General features: G+C 56.1%; 18 protein-coding genes, 1 tRNA gene and 1 riboswitch. Of the genes, 8 read left to right on the top strand and 11 right to left on the bottom strand.

The window, feature by feature from the left end; all coding sequences use genetic code 11:
* Nucleotides 1–112: 112 nt before the first annotated feature.
* A complete protein-coding gene (locus H6B30_RS04945; RefSeq protein WP_205108511.1) occupies nt 113–1432 on the bottom strand; it encodes an MATE family efflux transporter in 1320 nt (439 codons plus the stop codon).
* Between the two features lie 208 nt (nt 1433–1640).
* On the opposite strand from H6B30_RS04945, the gene bcp reads away from it, so the two are divergent.
* Complete coding sequence (bcp, locus tag H6B30_RS04940) at nt 1641–2096, top strand: thioredoxin-dependent thiol peroxidase (protein WP_205108510.1); 456 nt, start codon at nt 1641–1643, stop codon at nt 2094–2096.
* A gap of 232 nt (nt 2097–2328) precedes the next feature.
* Here the strand turns inward: bcp and H6B30_RS04935 are convergent, their stop codons facing one another.
* The 10 genes from H6B30_RS04935 to H6B30_RS04890 form a co-directional block, all read right to left on the bottom strand.
* A complete protein-coding gene (locus H6B30_RS04935; RefSeq protein WP_205108508.1) occupies nt 2329–2559 on the bottom strand; it encodes a hypothetical protein in 231 nt (76 codons plus the stop codon).
* 571 nt (nt 2560–3130) lie between these two features.
* Nucleotides 3131–3478: a hypothetical protein gene (locus H6B30_RS04930; RefSeq protein ID WP_205108506.1), complete on the bottom strand. Its 348-nt coding sequence runs from the start codon at nt 3476–3478 to the stop codon at nt 3131–3133.
* Nucleotides 3479–3636: 158 nt separating this feature from the next.
* Nucleotides 3637–5292: a hypothetical protein gene (locus H6B30_RS04925; protein WP_205108504.1), complete on the bottom strand. Its 1656-nt coding sequence runs from the start codon at nt 5290–5292 to the stop codon at nt 3637–3639.
* Nucleotides 5293–5822: 530 nt separating this feature from the next.
* Entirely contained in the window at nt 5823–6428 is a 606-nt protein-coding gene (locus H6B30_RS04920) for a thiamine phosphate synthase (RefSeq protein ID WP_205108646.1), read from the bottom strand.
* The gene (gene thiC / locus H6B30_RS04915; RefSeq protein ID WP_205108502.1) at nt 6428–8005 is read right to left on the bottom strand and encodes a phosphomethylpyrimidine synthase ThiC; all 1578 of its coding nucleotides are present in this window, start codon (nt 8003–8005) and stop codon (nt 6428–6430) included. The genes H6B30_RS04920 and thiC overlap by 1 nt, the downstream gene beginning before the upstream one ends.
* Before the next feature lie 161 nt (nt 8006–8166).
* Complete coding sequence (locus H6B30_RS04910) at nt 8167–8781, bottom strand: thiamine phosphate synthase (RefSeq protein ID WP_205108500.1); 615 nt, start codon at nt 8779–8781, stop codon at nt 8167–8169.
* The gene (thiD, locus tag H6B30_RS04905) at nt 8778–9596 is read right to left on the bottom strand and encodes a bifunctional hydroxymethylpyrimidine kinase/phosphomethylpyrimidine kinase (protein ID WP_205108498.1); all 819 of its coding nucleotides are present in this window, start codon (nt 9594–9596) and stop codon (nt 8778–8780) included. The genes H6B30_RS04910 and thiD overlap by 4 nt, the downstream gene beginning before the upstream one ends.
* Nucleotides 9597–9715: 119 nt before the next feature.
* Complete coding sequence (gene thiH, locus H6B30_RS04900; RefSeq protein WP_205108496.1) at nt 9716–10846, bottom strand: 2-iminoacetate synthase ThiH; 1131 nt, start codon at nt 10844–10846, stop codon at nt 9716–9718.
* A gap of 4 nt (nt 10847–10850) precedes the next feature.
* Nucleotides 10851–11051, bottom strand: a complete 201-nt coding sequence (gene thiS, locus H6B30_RS04895) for a sulfur carrier protein ThiS (protein WP_205108494.1) — start codon at nt 11049–11051, stop codon at nt 10851–10853.
* A 235-nt stretch (nt 11052–11286) separates the two neighbouring features.
* Nucleotides 11287–12060 (bottom strand): thiazole synthase, encoded by a 774-nt coding sequence (locus H6B30_RS04890; RefSeq protein ID WP_205108492.1) that lies wholly within the window; start codon nt 12058–12060, stop codon nt 11287–11289.
* 81 nt (nt 12061–12141) lie between these two features.
* A riboswitch (TPP riboswitch) is annotated at nt 12142–12242 on the bottom strand.
* Nucleotides 12243–12732: 490 nt separating this feature from the next.
* On the opposite strand from H6B30_RS04890, the gene H6B30_RS04885 reads away from it, so the two are divergent.
* The 7 genes from H6B30_RS04885 to H6B30_RS04855 all read left to right on the top strand — a co-directional run bounded on the left by H6B30_RS04885 (nt 12733) and on the right by H6B30_RS04855 (nt 21421).
* Entirely contained in the window at nt 12733–13410 is a 678-nt protein-coding gene (locus tag H6B30_RS04885; protein WP_205108491.1) for a response regulator transcription factor, read from the top strand.
* Nucleotides 13407–14687 carry a sensor histidine kinase gene (locus tag H6B30_RS04880; RefSeq protein ID WP_205108489.1) on the top strand — a complete coding sequence of 427 codons (1281 nt, stop codon included), beginning with the start codon at nt 13407–13409 and terminating at the stop codon, nt 14685–14687. The genes H6B30_RS04885 and H6B30_RS04880 overlap by 4 nt, the downstream gene beginning before the upstream one ends.
* Before the next feature lie 192 nt (nt 14688–14879).
* Nucleotides 14880–15314: a PepSY-like domain-containing protein gene (locus tag H6B30_RS04875; RefSeq protein ID WP_205108644.1), complete on the top strand. Its 435-nt coding sequence runs from the start codon at nt 14880–14882 to the stop codon at nt 15312–15314.
* A 276-nt stretch (nt 15315–15590) separates the two neighbouring features.
* Nucleotides 15591–16481 (top strand): YitT family protein, encoded by an 891-nt coding sequence (locus H6B30_RS04870; protein ID WP_205108487.1) that lies wholly within the window; start codon nt 15591–15593, stop codon nt 16479–16481.
* Nucleotides 16482–16611: 130 nt separating this feature from the next.
* Nucleotides 16612–16686, top strand: a tRNA-Val gene (locus tag H6B30_RS04865).
* A gap of 216 nt (nt 16687–16902) precedes the next feature.
* Nucleotides 16903–19491 carry an ATP-dependent chaperone ClpB gene (gene clpB, locus H6B30_RS04860; RefSeq protein ID WP_205108485.1) on the top strand — a complete coding sequence of 863 codons (2589 nt, stop codon included), beginning with the start codon at nt 16903–16905 and terminating at the stop codon, nt 19489–19491.
* A 256-nt stretch (nt 19492–19747) separates the two neighbouring features.
* The gene (locus H6B30_RS04855; protein WP_205108483.1) at nt 19748–21421 is read left to right on the top strand and encodes a glycoside hydrolase family 43 protein; all 1674 of its coding nucleotides are present in this window, start codon (nt 19748–19750) and stop codon (nt 21419–21421) included.
* The last annotated feature ends 7 nt before the right edge of the window (nt 21422–21428 follow it).

The raw sequence follows: 21428 nt of genomic DNA, 5'->3' as shown, positions 1-21428 counted from the left end.
CAAAAACCGCCATATTTGCCGCCACGGCCCCTGGCGCCGTGGCGGAGGCAACGTCGGGCAAGATAATCCTGCGACTGCGGCAGCCCAAACGGCAGCCCAAGCCGGCGCCGGCTCAGAAGTCGAGGCGCAGCCAACGCTTGAAGAAAGCGTAGACGGCGGTCTGCGTGAGGCCGCGCATAAACAGATAGACAATCATGGCCAGCCACAGAGCATGGTTGCCCATGGCACTGTGAAAGGCCATGTAGACGCCGAAAAACGACGCCGCAGCCACGGCAAGCGACACGAGCATGGCCCTCGTGGCGGTGATGCCTACAAACACGCCGTCCCATACGAAGGCGGCAACACCGGCAGCCGGTATGGCCACGGCCCAAGGGAAATAGGCCGCCGACGCGGCTATGACGTCGCCGTCCGACGTGAGCAGGCGCAGAAACGGGGTGCCGCCGATGGCATAGACGGCTGTGAACAGCACCACCATGGCCCCACCCCACACAAACAGGCGGCGCAGCGTATCGCTGAACGCGGCCCTGTTGCGCGCCCCGTAATATCGTCCGCAAACGGCCTCGCCGGCATAGGCAAAGCCGTCCATCACGTAAGAGAACAGCAGGTAGAGCTGCAACAGCAGAGTGTTGACGGCCAGCACGACGGCTCCCTGCCTGGCCCCGGCCGAGGTAAAATACAGGTTTACGGCCACAAGGCAGAGCGTGCGGAGGAATATGTCGCGGTTGACGGTGAAGAAGCGGCCCATGGCGCGGCGGTCGGGAACGGCGCCGAGGCGGAAGTGGCGGCGCAACCTGCCATAGTGGCGGGCCAGCAGGCACAGCGCCACGATGAAGCCGGCATACTGGGCAATGACCGTGCCCGCGGCCACACCCTCAAGCTTCAGGCCGCCCCAAACCACGAGTGTGAGGCTCGCAGCTATGTTTACCACGTTCTGCATGATGGATATGAACATGGGCGCGCGGGTGTTCTGCATGCCGATGAACCACCCGATGAGCCCGTAGAGGCCGAGCATGGCGGGGGCGCCCCACACGCATATATGGAAATAACGGGCCACCAGAGGGGCCACGTCGGGCGTGGGCTTTATCAGGGCGAGCATAACCGTAAGCAAAGGGCCGCGCAAGAGCAGCAGCACAAGGGCCACACCAAAGGCTACCGCGAGCGAGCGCGCCAGCAGGAGCGTCACCTCCGGCAGGTCGCGACGGCCCAGGGCCTGCGACGTCATGCCGCTGGTGCCCATGCGCAAGAATCCGGATATCCAGTAGACAAGGTTGAAAATCATAGACCCCACGGCAATGGCGCCGATATAGACGGCATTGCCCACGTGGCCCATGATGGCCACATCGACCAGCCCGAGCAGCGGCACGGTGATGTTTGACACTATCGAAGGCAGGGCTATCGATAGTATCTGCTTGTCGCGTTGTTGAAGTTTCATGGTGCAAAGTTACGCTTTTTAGGTCACAATGGCAAAAAAAGCGGGCACCGGCTTGCCCGTAAGCCGGGAATAGTGTATATTTGCAAGTGCATCGGCGGGCACAGCATTGACAACCGGCCACCACGGAGCCGCCAACGCAAGGAGGCCCTGGCGGCACGCCAAGCTGCCGCCGGCGATGCCGGGAATAAACTTAACAACATTAAGAAACATGGAAATAGGAGACAAGGCGCCCGAGATACTTGGGCGCAACGAAAACGGACAAGAGGTGAGGCTGAGCGACTACGCCGGCCGCAAACTGGTGATATACTTCTACCCAAAGGACATGACGGCGGGCTGCACAAGCGAGGCTTGCAACCTGAGAGACAACTATGCGGAGCTGCGCAAGCAAGGATATGAGGTGGTGGGAGTGAGCGTCGACGACGAGAAGTCGCACCAGAAGTTCATCGCCAAGAACGAACTGCCGTTCTCGCTCATAGCCGACACCGACAAGAAACTGGTAGAGGAGTTTGGCGTATGGGGCGAAAAGAGCATGTACGGCCGCAAGTATTTCGGCACGTTCCGCACCACGTTCATCATTGGCGAAGACGGCACGGTGGAGCGAATCATTGGCCCCAAGCAGATAAAGGTGAAAGACCACGCCGCCCAGATTATGGCCGAACAATGACAGCAAGCAGCCTGCGGCCTGCCACCGGCTACGGCCAAGGGGCGGCTGCAGGCCCGCACAACAAAAGCGAGGCGCAAACTGCAACAGGCAATGGCAGCCAAACCATTGCGCAGCAGTTTGCGCCCCGCTTTTCTTCATCACGCCCGGAGGGCATCGGCAACCACATGCCGCCAAGGCACTATGCCCCGGCCCACACGGCCGCAAGACTGCCGCCACTCAGGCAACAGGCACATCAGAACGTAAAAGACGCACCGAACATAACGTAGAAACGGAGCTTGTTGCCCGAGAAATCGTTGCGCGAATCATAATAGCGGGCACCAAGGCCTAAGCCAATCTTCCACGAACCGACTTTGCGGTCTAACCTTACAAGACCGTCATAATAGGTGTATTTCCATCCGTTGCCTTTCAACGAAGCGCCTCCCGAGGCCGAAAGCGAAAGCACATTGCTGTCAAACTTAAGCACATTGAAGTTGGTGTAAAGGCCTGCCGTGGCGTTCTTGTCGGCCAGGGTAATGCCGTCTGTCTTGAACTCGACACGGAACTCTCAAGCCTCAAGCCTGCCGAGAACCAGTCGGTGAAGCCATAACCAAACTGTGCGCCGGTAGCAACTAACGACAAATCATCGTCGTAAAACGACATGCGGGTGTCGACACCGCCTTCCAACTTGCCCTTTTGGGCATACGCAACACTACTCAAGGCCAACAGCAATGAGGCCAACAGAATGACTTTTTTAATTCTCATAACCTGTCATTTTTATTGATTAAACATAAGACTCTTGCACAATGTGCTCGCCAAATATACGCAAAATCTCTATCAAAGAGGTTTCAATCTATCGCCATTTTAGCCCTTATTCGGCAAAAAGTGCTCTTTTACAGTGCAACAAACTACTAATTGCCACTTGCATCGAGTGCTTCGGCGAGACAGAACCATCATTGAATATGATATCGAAAACACTTGTTCATAATTACAAAAACTAAATAGTTAAACTAAAATGTATGATTAAATAAGTTGCCGAACTTTAGAAGTTTCTCATGTCAATCTTCCTCGAAGACGCCCCAATATACCTCCTTACCGCAGTAAATCTCAATACTCCGCTTGTCAGAATCAGGCACATACAAGACCTGCGGCTGTTTTTTTATATCCAAGATACCATCATATAGCACTTGCCCGAATTTGTTTTTTACGACAATACGCGCAGAATTATAAGTTGTGTCCGCCTTGATTACCAACAGTTCACAATCATAATCCACCTCGGGGGCCTCGCTATGAGGACCGCCTGGAAATTGTTTAATTCTACCAGATTGCATTTCTATGCTCTCTGCATTTAAGTTAATGACAGAACTAACAGCAATAACAAATGCAAAAAATGTCTTTTGTCTCATGCCAATCCAAATCTATTGATTAATAATTTTCAACGCTGCAAAATTACGATATGGCATGCGTAAATCACAAAAAAGCGATTGAATTAAAATTGAATTCACACTTTCAATTTTAATTCAATCGCTTTTTCAGCCAACGAACCAGCCTGCTACACAGTCAATTACAATGAAGTTACAAACTCCTCAAAAGTCGTTTTATCATGGTCATCGCCCAAAAACCGCTCCTGCAATTTTCTTTTTGCCTTAGAAACTGCGCCATCTGTGCGCCCCAACAAGATGGCCATATCCTTTCCAGCAAGCCCCCCGATACGTATCAAAAGACAAAGCCTGTAATCCTGCTCGCTTATTTCACTTATACAATATAATCCATTCCTAAAGTTAGGAATAAGCTCATTGATGAATGTGTCTATCTCCATCCAGTCACTTTTCGACAAAACACGTCCGTCCTTTGCAGCCGCATGAACCATAGAATAGACACTCGACGTGACCAAACGCTCTTTTATTGTATCACAAATTGTCCGCTTTTGGTGAGCCATAGACACAAGCATCTCCAACTTTTCCTTCTGTTGCATCAACAACTTTGACTGCCCGGCATTGCGATCCTTGGTTTCCTCGAGTTCAAGTGCAAGCTTGTATATCTGTTCCTCTTTTTGTTTTATATTTGCTTCGCTTATCTCCTGCATTTCTTTCTGAAGAGAAATCCATCGTAGTTCGCGTTCCCTGTTATTCCGACGCGACACATTTAAATGTCTGACATAAAGCAAAACAACTCCCATTACAGCAAGACCGAGAGTCCATAAGGCCGCAAATGTCTTGAGTTTTCCGGCTTTTAACTCAGCATTCTCTATCTTATATATATTATAATTATAGCTTGCGTTCATACGAGACACGACCTCTTTGGCCGTCAGTCTATCCAAAGAGTCTGAATATTCAGAGAACAACGTTACATATTTTGACACTTTCTCGATTGCACCTTGCCGTAGATAATACTGTATTAGCAAGCGGCATGCAGTCTGCTTAGACAATACTGTGCCATCATCCAACATCATTTTACAATATGAATAGCCTTCATCATAACGCCCGGTGTTCATACATACAATGGCCTTCATACCGTAAAATGGTATCCTATCGAACTCCTTAATATAAGGACTGTATTTAGCCAAACAACTGTCAGCCTGCCCATACATTCCCGACTTGACATAATAAGAAGCCATTGAAGCAACCATACGTTTATATAATACACTGTCACGCGAATCCTTGGCACACAATATGGCTAACCGATGATAATACAAGGCACTGTCACACACCCCGCCATCTTCATAAGTATATGCCAGTTTCTCGTAGCAGTAAGCCATCATGGCCGTATCCTTGCGCAGCCGTTCAAGCCTGAGCGACTCTTTGAAATAATTCACGGCGGGCGCATACACCCCTTGTTCAAACAGCAGGAAGCCGGTCTGGAAGTTGAGAATGCTCCTCAGTTTCAGGTCGGTGGTGTCTGCCATGGCGTCCATGCCCTGCTGAAACAAGTCGATGGCCATTGGCGCGTTGCCAATGTCGCGCACCACGCAGCCCGCATAATAATAGGCTTGGGGCAGCAGATGGCGGTCGCCACGTCCCCGGTAGTGGTCGAGCACGGCAAAGGCCTCGGTGCTGTCGGCGCGTGAAAACGCCTCGTAAGCCTTGCCGCGCACCTTAAGCCGCAGCAGCCTGTAGTACCACAGCGCGTCGTCGTCCATGGCCTTCAGCCCACGTTCAACACTGCCAAGCACCACCATAGCGCTGTCGGGGCTCACTTCGCTGAGACTGTCGGCTGCCACAAGCCCGGGCGGATAGCCGGGCCTGCCACAAGAAAACAGGGCGGCAGCCAATATAAAAATGCGCAAACCAAATGCTTCATCTGCTTCACAAAAGTTTTATCCCATGCTTGCTACGTGACTTAGGAGGCGTGGCTACATGGCACAACGATTTAGGCGAACATGCACGAAAGGCACAAACACAAAGGCGGGAGAACGCCCGGTGAACTCCGGGCGCGGCCTACCGAAATGCAAAGATAAGCAAAAAACCACGGAAAAACGATGCCAAGGGCAGATAACTGCAACGGCAGGGATGTAAAAAATGTTTGCAACCGCCCTGGCATGCCTGCCGCGAAGGCAAAGCGCTGCAGGCCAGGCCATTGGTGCAACGGGCCGTTTCGCCCTGCGAAACAGGCCAAACAGCATTGCCGCACAGCCTGTTTTGAAAGGCAAAACGGCCCATGCGGCAACGCGAAACGGCTGCCTCTGGCAAGCATGTGAATATTTTTTACCGGCCCGGACAAAAGTTGCCGCCAGGCAGCGCAGACGTCAACCTACTCCGGCAGGCCGTCGAGCGCCGAGCGCAGCCGGGCGAGATAGTCATCAAAGCCGGGCTGCCCCGCACGCTCCCACACATCGCCAAGAAAGGCGGCACCGCCGAAACCCCAGTCGCGAAGCATGGGTATGCCATGCAGGCTCACCCCGCCGAGGGCCACCACACGGCTGTCGATGATGCCCGCCGAGGCCGCGCCGCGCAGTTGGGCATCGGTGTAGGCCGAGCGGTAGCCCTGCTTTGATATGCTGTCGAACACGGGGCTGAGCGTGACATAGCTCAGTCCGGGCTTGCGCCGGGCCACCTCGGCCAGCGAATGGCACGAGGCCGACACCGACCGCGGCACAAAGCCCGACGGCGGCAAAGGGTTGCGGCTGTTCAGGTGCACCCCCATGAGGCCGTAGTCGCGGCAGAGCCCGAAATGGTCGTGCACCACTATGCGGCCATGCCACTGCACGGGTATGGCATCGAGCAGTGCCGCGCAATGGGCGGCCGAGGCCCCCGGCTTGCGCAGGTGGAGCACGTCGACACCGGCGTCGAACAGCCGGCGTATATAAAAATCCTCCCCGGAGAAGAACTCCGGGGAGGTAAACACGATAAACTTCATCACAAGTCGCAGTCTTTGAGCGAGTGGCTTATGCGCGCAGCGCAGAAGTTCGGGCCGCACATGGTGCAGAAACGGCCCTCCACCTCGTTTGACGTCTTGTAATATTCGAGCGCGCGCTCCGGGTCGAGAGCCAGGTTGAACTGGTCTTTCCAGCGGAATTCGTAGCGCGCCTTGCTAAGCGCATTATCGCGGATGGTGGCCCCGGGATGGCCCTTGGCCAGGTCGGCCGCATGGGCGGCAATCTTGTATGTTACCACACCCGTGCGCACATCGTCCTTGTCGGGCAGCGCAAGGTGCTCCTTGGGCGTCACGTAACAGAGCATGGCCGTGCCATACCAGCCTATCATCGACGCCCCTATGGCGCTGGTGATGTGGTCGTAGCCAGGGGCGATGTCGGTGACGAGCGGGCCCAGAGTGTAGAAAGGCGCGCCGTGGCACTTCTCTATCTGCCGCTCCATGTTGGCCTTTATCTTCTGCATCGGCACGTGGCCCGGCCCCTCGATGAAGGCCTGCACGTCTTTGGCCCAAGCCCTCTCGACGAGCTCGCCCATGGTGTCGAGCTCGGCAAACTGTGCGGCGTCGTTGGCGTCGTGGATGCTTCCGGGGCGCAGTCCGTCGCCGAGCGAGATGGCAACGTCGTACTTGCGGCAGATGTCACAGATATCGTCGAAGTGTGAATACAGGAAGCTCTCCTGCTTGTGCACCATGCACCACTTCGAGATGATGCTTCCGCCGCGGCTCACCATGCCCGTGAGCCGGCCCTGCGAGAGCGGCACGTTCTTCAGGCGGATGCCACAGTGGATGGTGAAATAGTCGACGCCCTGCTCGCACTGCTCGATGAGCGTGTCGCGGAATATCTCCCACGAGAGGTCTTCGGCGCGCCCGCCCACCTTCTCGAAGGCCTGGTACATGGGCACGGTGCCCACCGGCACGGGGCAGTTGCGCAATATCCACTCGCGCGTCTCGTGTATGTTGTCGCCCGTAGAGAGGTCCATCAGCGTGTCGCCTCCCCACTTGCAGCTCCAAACGGCCTTCTCCACCTCTTCGTCAATGCCCGAGGTGGTGGCCGAGTTGCCTATGTTTGTGTTTATCTTTACAAGGAAGTTGGTGCCTATCACCATCGGTTCCGACTCGGGGTGGTTGATGTTGGCCGGTATGACGGCGCGCCCGGCGGCCACCTCCTGGCGCACGAACTCGGGCGTGATGTGGGTCTCTATGCCCAGCTCGGCGCAGTTCATGTTCTCGCGAATGGCCACATACTCCATCTCTTCGGTTATCACCCCGCGCTTGGCAAGGGCCATCTGCGTCTCTCCCGGCTGGCGCTTGGCTATCCAGGGGGCACGCAACTTGGGCAGGCCGCGCTTGAGGTCGGTCTCCACGTCGGGGTCGCTGTACGGGCCGCTGGTGTCATACACGTAGACGGGAGCGTTCTCCGTCATAACTTTCTTGCCGTCTACAATGTCGACGGTCGGGGTCAGACGCACCCGGCGCATGCCCACTCTGAGGTCGGGATAGAGCTTTCCGCTCATGTAAACCTTTTCCGAACTCGGGTAAGTAATCTTGATATTGTTGTCCATAATTAAGTTGTTTACTGTTGTAAATTTTAGGATTCTTTGGGTCGGGATGTATGGGGAGTCAAGGAGTAAGGAAGTAAAGGAGTCAAGACATTTGCCATGCCAGCCCGCCGGGCGGCGGCCATGCGGCGGCACCTGCGGCCATAGCCGCAACTCCCCGGCGCCTAAGCGTCGATCATCCGGCGCATCTCTGCCACGGGGTCGGCAGCGTTTAGCACTGCCCCCGAAACGGCAATGCCGCGCACGCCGGTACGTATGATGGCCGGAATGTCGTCGTAACAGATGCCACCGATGGCCACCACAGGCAGCGGTATGCCCGCCGCGCGCATGCGGTTGACGATGGTGAAGTAGCCCTCGAGCCCCACTATGGGTGCCAGGTTCTGCTTGGTGGTGGTAAAGCGGAACGGGCCGCAGCCTATGTAGTCGGCCCCCTGGCGGTATAGCCGCTCTATGTCTTCGAATGTGTTTGCCGTTCCACCGATGATGAACTCCTCGCCGAGCACTCGCCGGGCCTCGTCGACAGGCATGTCGTTTTTGCCGAGATGCACCCCGTCGGCCTTTATCTGCTTGGCCAGGTGCACCCTGTCGTCGATGACAAACAGAGCCTCATGCTGCCTGCACAGGGGCTGTATCTCTGCTGCCGCGGCCAGCACCTCGGCATCGGTGGCGCCTTTCATGCGCAGCTGCACCCACCGGCAGCCCCCCTCGAGGGCCATTCGCGCCCCGTCAACATAGCCGAAGCGGTCGGTGGCGTGGGTTATAAACTGTATCTGAGTCATACTGTCAGCATCTTTAACGGGTTGAAAAAATGGTTTACTGGGCCATGTCCCTGCCCTATGCCAACGCCTGCCCCGGCCGCAAGCGCGGCCGTGACATAGTCTTTTGCCAGCCTGACGGCATCGGCAACGGCGTATCCGCGGCCCATGAAACAGGCTATGGCAGACGAGAGCGTGCACCCCGTGCCATGTGTGTTGACGGTGTCTACCGACTCGGCGGCAAACGTTTCGACCAGCCGTCCGTCAGCGTCGTAAAGCCTGTCTACCTTGTGGCCGCCCTCAATGTGGCCGCCCTTGATAAGCACTGAGCAGTGGCTGTCGCGCGCAATCACCAGTCCGGCGGCATGGCATGATGCCTCGTCGGTTATGGCAAGGCCCGAAAGCGTGGCTGCCTCATGCATGTTTGGCGTGAGGATGGTGGCCAACGGCACCAGTTCGCTGCGGAAGGCGGCAAGCGCATCGGCCTGCATGAGTGCCGAGCCGCTGGTTGACACCATGACGGGGTCGACCACGACAACCTTCGGCCCGTATGGCCGTAGCGCGCCGGCAATGGCCTTTATCGTTGCGGCATCGTTGACCATGCCCACCTTTACGGCAGCCGGGCGGATGTCGTCCATGACCGCTCGTATCTGGCCGGCCACGACTGCGGGGCTGACAGGCTCTACGGCGCCCACCCCCATGGTGTTTTGCACGGTGAGGGCCGTTATTGCCGAGGCCGCGTAGCAGCCCAGGGCAGATATCGTCTTGATGTCGGCCTGTATGCCGGCCCCGCCGCTGCAGTCGCTCCCGGCTATGGAGAGAATTGGTATGTAACGCATAATATGGATTTTAAACAGTTAACGGCTGTGGCCGACGGCCGCACGCCCGGCTGTGCCACCCGGCGACAAGAAGCCGCCTGAGGGGCCCGGCAGCGCGGCGGCCCGGCCACGCCACCGATTCAGACGGCCATCTCGACGCGGTCGAACGAGGCGTCCCAGTTTTTCCAGACGGGCTCCATGCCCACGGCCTTGAGGTCGCGCTCCACCTCGCGGGCTGTGCGCTCGTCGCTCACGTGGAACTGCTCGAGGGCGTTGGGATAGCACGCATAGCCTCCCGGGTCGGTGTGGCTCTCGGCACTCATGGTGGTTACGCCGAGCGTGGCCATGTTGTTGCGCACCTCGGGAGTCTCGCGCGTGGAGTACGAAATGTCCACGTCGTGGTCGAAGATGCGCATTGCAAAGGTCACCTGGGCCAGCTCGCGGTCGGTCATCTCCACGTTTGGCTGGAACCCGCCGTTCTCGGCCCGGCGCATGCGGGGGAAGTTGACGCTGTACTGCGTGCGCCAGTAGGTCTTCTCAAGGTAGCGCAGGTGGTAAGCCATCATGGTCACCTCGGTGCGCCAGTCTTCCAGCCCGATGAGCGCGCCCATGCCAATCTTGTGTACACCGGCCTGCCCCATGCGGTCGTATCCGTTGAGCCTCCACTCGTAATTCGACTTCGGCCCGCGCGGATGGTACACCTTGTAGCGCGCCTCGTTGTAGGTTTCCTGGAAACAGATGACCCCGTTCAGCCCGTGGCGTCGCAACTTGGCATAGTCGTCGGTGGCCAGCGGCATCACCTCGATCTGCAGGTTGTTGAAGTAAGGCTTGGCCAGGTCGAGCGCCCGGGCTATGTAGTCGACGCCGGCCTTTGCCGGGTTCTCGCCCGTGAGCACGAGCAGGTTGTCGAACGGGCCCAGCTTCTTTATTGCCTGATACTCGCGCACTATCTCCTCTTCGGTGAGTATTGTGCGCGGCATCTTGTTCTGCACGTGGAACCCGCAATACACGCATGAGTTGGCACACGAGTTGGTGATGTATATCGGTATGAACATGTTGATGGTCTTGCCGAAGCGCTCGCGCGTGTACATGCGGCTCAGGCGGGCCATCTGCTCAAGGTACTTGTCGGCAGCGGGCGACACGAGCGCCATGAAATCGTCGACGCTGAGGTGGCGCTTGGCGAGCGCGCGGCGCACGTCGGCATCGGTCTTCCGCATTATCTTCTCGGTGGTCTCGTCCCACCCAATGTTCTTTATTACGTCGTAAAACATTTTGTTATCCTCCACAAAAAGCTTTGAGTATCACTATGTCGTCGCCCTCGACGAGTGTGCGTCCGGCCCATTCGGCGCGCGGCACCATGGCGTTGCCCACGGCCACTGCCACGCCGCGGTCGGGCAGGTTGCGCTCGGCAGCCAGCTGGGCCAGCGTTGTTCCGTCGGCCAGCACGGCCGGCTCGTTGTTTATCTTTACGTTCATAGCAAGTTGTAGTTATATTGGTTTGTGTAAATATTGCTTACCTCTGGTCCGCCTCCTGGGCACGGCGGCCTGAGCCTCTGGGCCACAGGCCGTTACGCCCACGGCCGGACGGCCGGGCCAAACGGGCCGCAACGCGCGCCCGAACGGGCTGTTTCGGCGGCCCATACAGGCCGTTTGGCAGCCCCGAACAGGGCGGGCCGTAAAGCAGGCAGAGCCGTTGTAAAGCATTTTCGCATCAGTTGAGGAACGCCGTGAGGGGCGAGCTGGCGTCGGCTGTCATGTCGGCCGACTGGCGCCCGAGCCCGGCCTCGTAGGCCTCGCGCCCGGCCTCGACAGCCTTCTTGAAGGCCTTGGCCATGGCAACGGGGTCGCCCGCCACAGAGATGGCCGTGTTGACGAGCACCGCGTCGGCACCCATCTCCATGGCTGCCGCGGCATCGCTCGGCGCGCCTATGCCCGCGTCGATGACCACCGGCACCGATGCCTCTTCGATGATGATGCCGAGGAAGTCGCGTGTGCGCAGCCCCATGTTAGTGCCTATGGGCGCGGCCAGCGGCATCACCGTGGCTGCACCGGCCTCGGCCAGGCGCTTGCAGAGCACGGGGTCGGCCTGGCAGTAAGGCAACACCACAAAGCCCTCCTTGACCAACAGCTCGGTGGCGCGGAGCGTCTCTACCGGGTCGGGCAGCAGGTAGCGCGGGTCGGGATGAATCTCCAGCTTGAGCCAGTTGGTGCCAAAAGCCTCGCGGGCCATCTTGGCGGCAAAGACGGCCTCGTCGGCATTGCGGGTGCCCGACGTGTTGGGCAGCAACTGAATGCCGGGGCGCACAATGTGGGCGAGCATGTCGTCGCCCTTGTCGGCCAGGTCGATGCGCTTCATGGCCATGGTCACCATCTCTGTGCCTGAGGCACCGATGGACTCGGCCATCACTTCGTTGGAACTGAACTTCCCAGTTCCCAGGAACAGGCGCGAGCCAAACTCGCGTCCTGCGATAACAAGCTTTTCCATTTAACCTTATTTTATATCAACATGCGCAAATAAGGAGTGTTGTCAGAGATTTGCCCGCGGCTGCCAGACCTGCAAGAAAGCATCATCCACAAGGCAGCTTCCCTACGTCGGCATTATCCGAATCAGGTGTTACGGGTATAATCTCAGCCCGGGCAACAGCCCGGGCACCCCTGCCGGCAATGAAAGCCGGACTCAGCGCGCTTTAGTTTTGTGACTGCAAACTTACACAAAAAAAATGAAACGCGGCACACAACATCACTAAATTGGCAATATTTAAGGAAAAGGCAACCACAAACAGCTGCACCGACGAGGCTGACGCCATGCATGCGGGAGGGCGGAAACGGGCTGAATGGCCGCAAGGCATGGCGGTTGGGGGCAACGGCCTCAAAGCCATCGGCGGGCGGATGAGGCCGAGGCAAAGGCATGGAGGATAAAAAAATAACGCGGAATTGTTTTGGGCGACAAGCTATTTAAGCTATCTTTGCAATGGTCAAGCTGCATTGGGGAAACCGGGGGGCAAGCTCGGCTACGGCCCGCCGGCATAGGCCTTGAAACAGGCAGCGGCACGGCGAGGCCACCGACAGGCGGCCGCAAAGCCACGGCGGAGGCGCCTGGGGCAAGGCGCGACAACCAAAGGCAGCATACGGACACAACAAATCAAGAACGGGAAAAATGAAAATACTGATAGTGGAAGACAACGACGACCTGCGCGAAATCATTGTAAGGTCGCTGGAAAAAGAACGTTACGTGGCCGAAACGGCCGCCTGCTACGCCGATGCCCGCACGAAGGCGTTTGTGTATGAATACGACTGCATACTGCTCGACATCATGCTGCCCGACGGCAACGGGCTCGAACTGCTGCGCGAACTGCACGCCGCCGGCAGGCGGGTGAACGTGATCATCCTGTCGGCCAAAGACTCGATAGAAGACAAGGTGAAGGGACTGGAACTGGGGGCCGACGACTATCTGCCCAAGCCTTTCCACCTGGCAGAGCTGCACGCAAGGATAAAAAGCGTGCTGCGACGGCAGATGAGGGGCGGAGAACAGGCCATAAGGATTGCCAACGTGACCATACACCCCGACACGTTTGGCGTTGACGTTGGCGGAAAGCCCCTCGAACTGAGCCGAAAGGAATACGACATCATGCTGTACCTCGTCAACCGCCAGGGGCGGCTGATAGAAAAACAGCCCCTGGCCGAAGCCGTCTGGGGCGACGACATAGACCAGGCCGACAACTTCGACTTCATATACGCGCAAATGAAAAACCTGCGCAAAAGGCTCAAGGCCGCAGGGGCAGGCATAGAGATAAAGACCGTTTACGGATTCGGCTACAAACTCGTTGAGACATGAAACTGCAAAACCAAATCACGCTGCGCCTGTCGCTCATAGGCGCACTCGTGTTTGCCTTCTGGGCGGCACTGTTCTACTTTGCCATCATCGACGAGATAAACGACGAGGTGGACGACTCGCTCGAAGACCACGCGGAGATGATAATACGGCGCTCGCTGGCAGGAGAGAAACTGCCCAGGGAGGCCAGCTACACCAACAACCAGTACTACCTGCACGAGGTGTCGGCACAATACGCATCGCAACACTCGCACATCAGATACGAAGACTGTGAGGTTTACACCAAAGCCAAGAATGAGTTTGAACCCGCACGCACCATCTCTTACATATTCATGGACGACAACGGGAAGTTCTTCGAGGTGGTGGTGTTCACGCCTACCATAGACAAAGCCGACCTCAAGGCTGCCGTGGCGTATTGGCTGATAGCCCTGTATGCGGCCATAGTGACATGCATCATTCTCGTAAACCTGCACACGCTGACCAAAGGCATGCGACCACTGAGGGCCATACTCGACTGGCTCGACGCATACAGGCTGGGCGAGCGCAACAAAGCCATGGACTTGCACACCAACGTGACTGAGTTCAGGAAACTGGCCAACGCCCTGGAACGCAGCACCGAACGCAACGAAACGCTATACGAACAGCAGAAGCGGTTTATCGCAAACGCATCCCACGAACTGCAAACACCGCTCGCCGTGATACAAAGCCGGCTGGAGATGATGCTCGACGACGGGCAGCTGACCGAGGCGCAAATGGGCGACGTGGTGAAAACGCTGCACACGCTAAAGGCACTGGCGCGCACAAACCGCTCGCTGCTGCTGCTGTGCAAAATAGACAACGGGCAGTTTACAAAAACCAAGCACATCAGCATGGCCGCAACAATAGGGCGGCTGCTGCCCGACATGGAGATGATTTACGCCAACAAAAACATAAAGGTGGAAATGAACGTAGAGGCCGACATGACTGCCGAAATGGACGAGTCGCTGGCCACCACGCTCGCGGCCAACCTGCTGAAAAACGCTTTCACCCACGGCAACGACGGCGGACGGATACGCATCTGCCTGAAAGCCAGGGCAATGACCATAGCCAACACCGGGGGCGACAGACCGCTCGACGGGGCAAAAATATTCGAGCGGTTCTACCATTCGGCCGATAAGGCCTCGTCGACGGGACTCGGACTGTCGATAGCTCAGGCTATATGCAGGCTCTATGGCATGGACATATTATATATATATGAAAACGGAATGCACGTGTTTGAGGTGTCACGCCGATGGCCATAAAGCCAAGACGCACAATGGCACAAGGCTACGCAACAAGGCAAACGGAAGGCATCGCGCGCTAAAGAATGTTAAACAGTGACGCAGCCAACCATTTTTCAGATTCTTTTCAGAATGGCTTCGCAACTTTGCAATACGAAAAGAAACAAAGTATTAACAATAAAATCAAAGGAGAAAAGAATTATGAAGACTTTCATCAAGAAGAGCATCATGGCAATAGTTTGCCTCGTGGCATTCCAGACAACGGCAATGGCCGACAACGACAAGCCCATCAACGTGAACCAACTGCCTGCAACCGCACAGCAGGTTATCAAGGGAAGCTTCAGCGGAATGAAGGTTGCGCTGGCCAAGGTGGAGAGCGGACTGATAGACAAGAGCTACGACGTAATATTCACCACAGGCGAGAAGATTGAGTTCGACCGCAACGGCAACTGGACCGAAATAGACTGCAAGCGCTCCAGCGTTCCCTCAAAACTCGTGCCGACGCAGATAAACAACTATGTGAACACCAACTACAGCGGCAACAAAATACTCAAAATAGAGAAAGACCGCAACGAATATGAGATTAACCTCTCAAACGGTGTTGAAATCAAGTTCAACAAAGACTTCATGGTAATCGACATCGACTGACACAACAAACGACTAACTCTAAGTAACGGTCAAAGAACGGCCCGGAAGCAAGACGCCCGCACAAACAAAAAGCAGGCTCTGCTACCGGGCCGCAATGCGTTTCGAACCGACGGCAAAAACAATTGGTAACGCACACACCGGCAACGCCACCAAAACCTTGGACAGACCTCCCGGCAAAGCAAAAAAACAAGCCACAGCATTTAAGTCGTTTTTTCTTTGCGAGTAATGAAATTTATACTATCTTTGCATAGTAACAGAAAAGAGTCAATATCAATCATGAACAAGATTGCAGACATAATAATAAAAAGGAGGCGCAAGCAAGTTTTCAAAGACATGTTCTTCCTGTTTCTGGGCATCGTCATATACTCGCTCGGCTACACGGCCTTCGTCCTGCCCGAACAAGTAGTGATGGGTGGCGTAACAGGTATATCGGCCCTACTCTTCTATGCGTTCGGATTTCCGCCCGGAATATCCATCTGGGTGCTCAACGTCACGCTGCTGCTCATAGCCCTGCGGGCGCTGACAAGGCAGTTCACCATACGCACAATAATAGGCGTTACCATGCTGTCGGCCGTGGTGGGCGTGCTTCAGCCTCTGTTCCAACAGTTCCACCTGATCACCGTCGGCGAAGACAAGTTCATGCACGTGCTCATCGGTGGCGCGCTGGGAGGCACGGGCCTGGGCCTCATCTTCTCACACAACGGGTCGACGGGAGGCACCGACATCATAATAGCACTGCTCAACAAGCACTTCAACATGAGCTTCGGGCGGGCAATGCAGTTCATCGACATCACCATCATCAGCTCGTCTTACCTGCTCTTCCACAGCATGGAGACAATAGTATATGGCATCGCCTTCACACTGACCGCAAGCTTCGTGTGCGACTATGTCATCAACGGCACACGCCAAACGGTGCAATTCATCATCATATCCAAGGAATATGAGAAAATCGCCGACAAGATAAACAAGCATGTCAACCGCGGAGTGACACTCATCGAGGGCAAAGGGTGGTACTCGAAACAAGAGGTTGACATACTCATCGTGCTCACACGGAAATATGAGTCGCAGGGCGTGATGAGCCTGGTCAAAGCCATCGACCCGCACGCCTTGGTGTCACAGACATTCTGCCACGGTGTGTTCGGCGAGGGATTCGACAAGATAAAATGATGGACGTGGCCTGTGTCATTGTGGCATAAAAATGCAACATTGGCAGAATTTAACATATACGGCAATAAAAAAATCCTGATTTTCTTGCGCAAGACGCTTTTATTTATTACTTTTGCACATCGAAACAAAGAGGGGCGTAGCCCAGTTGGTTTAGAGCGCCGCAGTCACATTGCGGAGGTCATCGGTTCGAGCCCGATCGTCCCTACACTTATACAAGTGCCTTGATGTTTTCACACAACAGATTGGAAACAGGCTGAAAGCACATAGAAACACAACCCACAACATTTAACAAACAACGCCTCAAGCGCACGACATGGCGCTTGGGCTCTGCCAAAATGTCATAAAATGGCCGCAGGGCACACTCTTTGTTCCTATGTTCGACGGATAACCAAACAGAGAAACAATAGAAAGGAGACATAATATGACATTAGACAAATTCACCATCAAGGCACAAGAAGCCATACAGGAAGCCGTCAACGCGGCAACCGCAGGCGGGCAACAGGTGATTGAACCTGTGCACTTGCTCAAAGGAATCATGTCCAAAGCCAAGGACGTGACCAACTTCTTGTTCCAAAAATTAGGCATCAACGCCTCTCAGATAGGCATTCTTGTCGAACAAGAGCTCAAGCACTTGCCACGGGTTCAAGGCGGCGAGCCTTATCTAAGCAACGAGTCGAACCGCGTTCTGCAGCAAGCCATCGACTATTCCGGCAAGATGGGCGACGAGTTCGTGAGCGTAGAGCCGTTGCTGCTGGCACTGCTCACGGTAAACTCCACGGCAAGCCGCATACTCAAAGACGCCGGGTGCACCGAAAAAGAGATGCGGGCGGCCATCAACGAACTGCGGCAAGGACAGAGCGTAAAGTCGCAATCGGCCGACGAAAACTACCAGAGCCTTGAGAAATACGCCAAAAACCTCGTAGAGGAGGCACGCCAAGGCAAGCTCGACCCGGTGATTGGACGAGACGACGAGATTCGCCGCGTATTGCAGATATTGTCGCGCCGCACCAAGAACAACCCGATACTGATAGGCGAACCGGGCACAGGAAAGACGGCAATCGTTGAGGGCCTGGCCCAAAGAATAGTCAGGGGCGACGTTCCCGAGAACCTCAAGGACAAGCAGGTATACTCGCTCGACATGGGCGCATTGGTCGCCGGAGCCAAGTATAAAGGCGAGTTTGAAGAGCGTTTGAAAAGCGTCATCAACGAAGTAACCAAGAGTGAGGGCCGCATAATACTCTTCATAGACGAGATTCACACCCTTGTCGGAGCCGGAGGGGGCGAAGGTGCCATGGATGCAGCCAACATCCTGAAACCAGCTCTGGCCCGAGGCGAACTCAGAAGCATTGGTGCCACCACGCTCAATGAGTACCAAAAGTACTTTGAGAAGGACAAGGCACTGGAACGACGCTTCCAAACCGTGATGGTTGACGAGCCCGACGAGCTGAGCGCCATAAGCATACTGAGAGGGTTGAAAGAGCGCTACGAGAACCACCACAAGGTGCGTATACAGGACGACGCGTGCATTGCCGCCGTGAAACTGTCGGAGCGTTACATCTCCGACCGGTTCCTGCCGGACAAGGCCATCGACCTGATGGACGAGGCAGCAGCAAAGCTCCGCATGGAGAGAGACTCCGTACCGGAAGAGCTTGACGAAATAACACGACGGCTGAAACAGCTGGAGATTGAGCGCGAAGCCATCAAACGGGAGAACGACCAGCAGAAGATTGCACAGCTCGACAAGGACATCGCCGAACTCAAAGACCAGGAAAAGCAGTTCAGGGCCAAGTGGGAAGGCGAACGCACACTGGTGAACAAGATTCAGGAAGACAAGCAGCAGATGGAGAATCTCAAGCTGGAGGCCGAACGGGCCGAGCGCGAAGGCAACTACGAACGTGTGGCCGAGATACGCTACGGACGCCTGAAAGCGCTCGAAAACGACATCGCCGCAATACAGAAGCAGCTGCACAACGCCCAAGGCGACGACGCCATGGTGCGCGAAGAGGTCACGGCCGACGACATTGCAGAGGTTGTCAGCAGGTGGACCGGCATCCCCGTCAGCCGCATGATGCAAAGCGAGCGCGACAAGCTGCTGCATCTGGAGGAAGAGCTCCACAAGCGTGTCATCGGGCAAGACGAAGCAATAACGGCCGTCAGCGATGCCGTAAGGCGCAGCCGTGCAGGGCTTCAGGACCCCAAGAGGCCAATAGCCTCGTTCATCTTCCTCGGAACTACGGGCGTGGGAAAGACGGAACTGGCCAAAGCACTGGCCGAATACCTGTTCAACGACGACTCGATGATGACGCGAATCGACATGAGCGAGTATCAGGAGAAGTTCAGCGTAAGCCGGCTTATCGGTGCCCCTCCGGGATACGTTGGCTACGACGAAGGCGGGCAACTGACCGAAGCCGTGCGCCGCAAGCCGTATTCCGTGGTGCTCTTCGACGAAATCGAGAAAGCCCACCCGGACGTGTTCAACATCCTTTTGCAGGTGCTTGACGACGGAAGGCTGACCGACAACAAGGGCCGCACGGTGAACTTCAAGAACACCATCATCATTATGACGTCAAACCTCGGAAGCCAATATATACAGCAACAGTTTGAAAACATCAACGCTTCGAACCGAAACGCTGTGGTGGAAGAGACGAAAACGCAGGTGATGGAGATGCTGAAGAAGACCATCAGGCCGGAATTCCTGAACCGAATCGACGAAATAATAATGTTCCAGCCGCTGAGCAAAGCCGAGATTGCCGATGTGGTGCGCCTGCAGATGAACGCTGTTAGCAAGATGCTTGAGCCGCAAGGCTTCACACTCCGCGTGACCGACGCTGCCATCGACTACCTTGCCGACGTAGGGTTCGACCCTGAGTTTGGCGCACGACCGGTGAAGCGGGCCATACAGCGCTACGTTCTCAACGACATGTCGAAACGAATACTCGCTGAGGAAGTGAACCGCGACAAGCCGATAATCATCGATGCCAACGGCGCCGGGCTGCAGTTCAGGAACTGACAACGGCACCTACTTACATCTTGAACGCCGCAGAGGCATTACCGAAAAGGTAAAGCCACTGCGGCTTTTTTGTGCCCTGGCAATGGCAAGGGCAGCCAGACTGAGCACAAAGGAGGCAAAAAAGCAAACGCAAATCACACTGCACAATGGTGGTATGTGGCGTTTTTTTCGTATATTTGCACTGAATAAACTGCGCTTTGCAACGGGCAAGCCTGCCGGCCTTGCCTTTGTTGCAAACATACCAAAACTGAAAACAATGACTATCAAGACCAAATTGCAAACCCTGATTGCCGCAATGATGGCCACAACGGCAATAGCTGCACAACAGCAGGCCTGCTTCAACTATTTCAGATACAGCGGCAACGACACACGGTTCGACAGACCCATAGACCGAACCCGCCAATACTTCAACCCCATACTCGCAGGATTCTACCCCGACCCTTCGGTTTGCAGAAAGGGAGACACCTACTACATGGTCAACTCCTCATTCGGATTCTTCCCCGGCGTACCCTTATTCACAAGCAAAGACCTCGTAAACTGGAAGCAGGCAGGCCACGTGCTCGACAGGCCCGGGCAGCTCCCGCTCGGAGGCCAAGGGGTGTCTGGCGGCGTATTTGCCCCTTCCATAGCGTACAACGAGCACAACAACACCTTCTACATGATTACCACAAACGTTGGCCGAGGCAACTTTTTCGTAAAGTCGGCCAATCCGGAAGAAGGCTGGAGCGACCCTATATGGCTGCCGACGGTGGGCGGTATAGACCCCTCGTTTTTCTTCGACAAAGACGGCAGCGCTTACATAGTGAACAACGACGAGCCGCGCGGTGGCAGCGGCTACGACGGCGAGAGAAGCATCATGCTGCACAAATTCTGCGTCGAAGGCGACAGCACAACGGGCGAGCAGGTCGAAATAATACGCTCGGGCAGCCATGTTGAGCAAAAGCCGATATGGATTGAGGGCCCCCACCTTTACCGCATTGGCAAGTATTACTACCTGATGTGCGCCGAAGGTGGAACAGGGGCAAGGCATTCGGAAGTAGTTTTCAGGGCAAGGCATCCAGAAGGCCCGTGGGAGGAATATGCCGAAGGCAACCCTATACTGACCCAGAGGGATGGCCTCGACCCGCTACGCCCCGACCCGGTGACAAGCGCCGGCCACGCCGACCTGGTGCAGACACCCGAAGGACAGTGGTACGCCGTGTTCCTGGGATGCCGCCCTTACGAAGCCGACATGTACAACACCGGGCGCGACACCTACCTGCTGCCAGTGACATGGAGCGACGGGTGGCCAACCATTCTCAAGGCCGGGAAAACCATCGAGACAGTAATCGACAAGCCCGGGCTGCAACCCGGAGGCGACTTGCTGACGGGCAACTTCACTTACACCGACAGTTTCAGGCAAGCCAGGCTGCACCACCGGTGGGTAATGCTGCGCAACCCTACCGACTTCTATGCCACCGGCACGACACGCGGACTGGCCATCACGCCAAAGCCGGTGAACATATCGCAACACCAATCGCCCGCGGCTGTGTTCGCCAGGCAGCAGCACACCGACTTCACGGCCGAGACCGAACTTACCTTTGAGCCTAAGTCGGAGAAAGACCTGGCCGGCATGGTGCTGCTGCAAAACGAAGACTACAACATCGTGATGGGCAAGACCATGGTGGACGGTCGCCCTGCCATAACCCTGACACGCACCGAGAAAGGCAGCGTGAGGGTGGCCACGGCCATGCTCACAGGCCCGGAGGCTGCGTCGCCGCTGCGGCTCAGGATATGCGGACGGGGCAGATACTACGACTTCGACTACTCTGCCGACGGCAGGCAATGGCAAACGCTGGCCCGAGGGGTCGACGCCTCGTGCCTGAGCACGGCTCTCGCGGGAGGATTCACCGGCACATGCATAGGCCTTTATGCCACCAGCGCCAACTGAACGGCAC

This window comes from Marseilla massiliensis (assembly GCF_016899955.1).
In the GTDB taxonomy this organism is placed as follows: domain Bacteria; phylum Bacteroidota; class Bacteroidia; order Bacteroidales; family Bacteroidaceae; genus Prevotella; species Prevotella intestinigallinarum.
Note: the sequence above shows the minus strand (reverse complement) of the source record. Positions and strands in the feature narration are given on the sequence as shown.

Excerpts from the sequence above, each read along its gene's own strand:
- H6B30_RS04885 (WP_205108491.1), top strand. The coding sequence starts at position 12,733 with ATGAAAATACTGATAGTGGAAGACAACGACGACCTGCGCGAAATCATT.
- bcp (WP_205108510.1), top strand. The coding sequence starts at position 1,641 with ATGGAAATAGGAGACAAGGCGCCCGAGATACTTGGGCGCAACGAAAAC.
- H6B30_RS04870 (WP_205108487.1), top strand. The coding sequence starts at position 15,591 with ATGAACAAGATTGCAGACATAATAATAAAAAGGAGGCGCAAGCAAGTT.
- clpB (WP_205108485.1), top strand. The coding sequence starts at position 16,903 with ATGACATTAGACAAATTCACCATCAAGGCACAAGAAGCCATACAGGAA.
- H6B30_RS04930 (WP_205108506.1), bottom strand. The coding sequence starts at position 3,478 with ATGAGACAAAAGACATTTTTTGCATTTGTTATTGCTGTTAGTTCTGTC.
- H6B30_RS04945 (WP_205108511.1), bottom strand. The coding sequence starts at position 1,432 with ATGAAACTTCAACAACGCGACAAGCAGATACTATCGATAGCCCTGCCT.
- H6B30_RS04920 (WP_205108646.1), bottom strand. The coding sequence starts at position 6,428 with ATGAAGTTTATCGTGTTTACCTCCCCGGAGTTCTTCTCCGGGGAGGAT.
- H6B30_RS04910 (WP_205108500.1), bottom strand. The coding sequence starts at position 8,781 with ATGACTCAGATACAGTTTATAACCCACGCCACCGACCGCTTCGGCTAT.
- thiD (WP_205108498.1), bottom strand. The coding sequence starts at position 9,596 with ATGCGTTACATACCAATTCTCTCCATAGCCGGGAGCGACTGCAGCGGC.
- thiS (WP_205108494.1), bottom strand. The coding sequence starts at position 11,051 with ATGAACGTAAAGATAAACAACGAGCCGGCCGTGCTGGCCGACGGAACA.
- H6B30_RS04855 (WP_205108483.1), top strand. The coding sequence starts at position 19,748 with ATGACTATCAAGACCAAATTGCAAACCCTGATTGCCGCAATGATGGCC.
- H6B30_RS04890 (WP_205108492.1), bottom strand. The coding sequence starts at position 12,060 with ATGGAAAAGCTTGTTATCGCAGGACGCGAGTTTGGCTCGCGCCTGTTC.
- thiH (WP_205108496.1), bottom strand. The coding sequence starts at position 10,846 with ATGTTTTACGACGTAATAAAGAACATTGGGTGGGACGAGACCACCGAG.
- H6B30_RS04880 (WP_205108489.1), top strand. The coding sequence starts at position 13,407 with ATGAAACTGCAAAACCAAATCACGCTGCGCCTGTCGCTCATAGGCGCA.
- thiC (WP_205108502.1), bottom strand. The coding sequence starts at position 8,005 with ATGGACAACAATATCAAGATTACTTACCCGAGTTCGGAAAAGGTTTAC.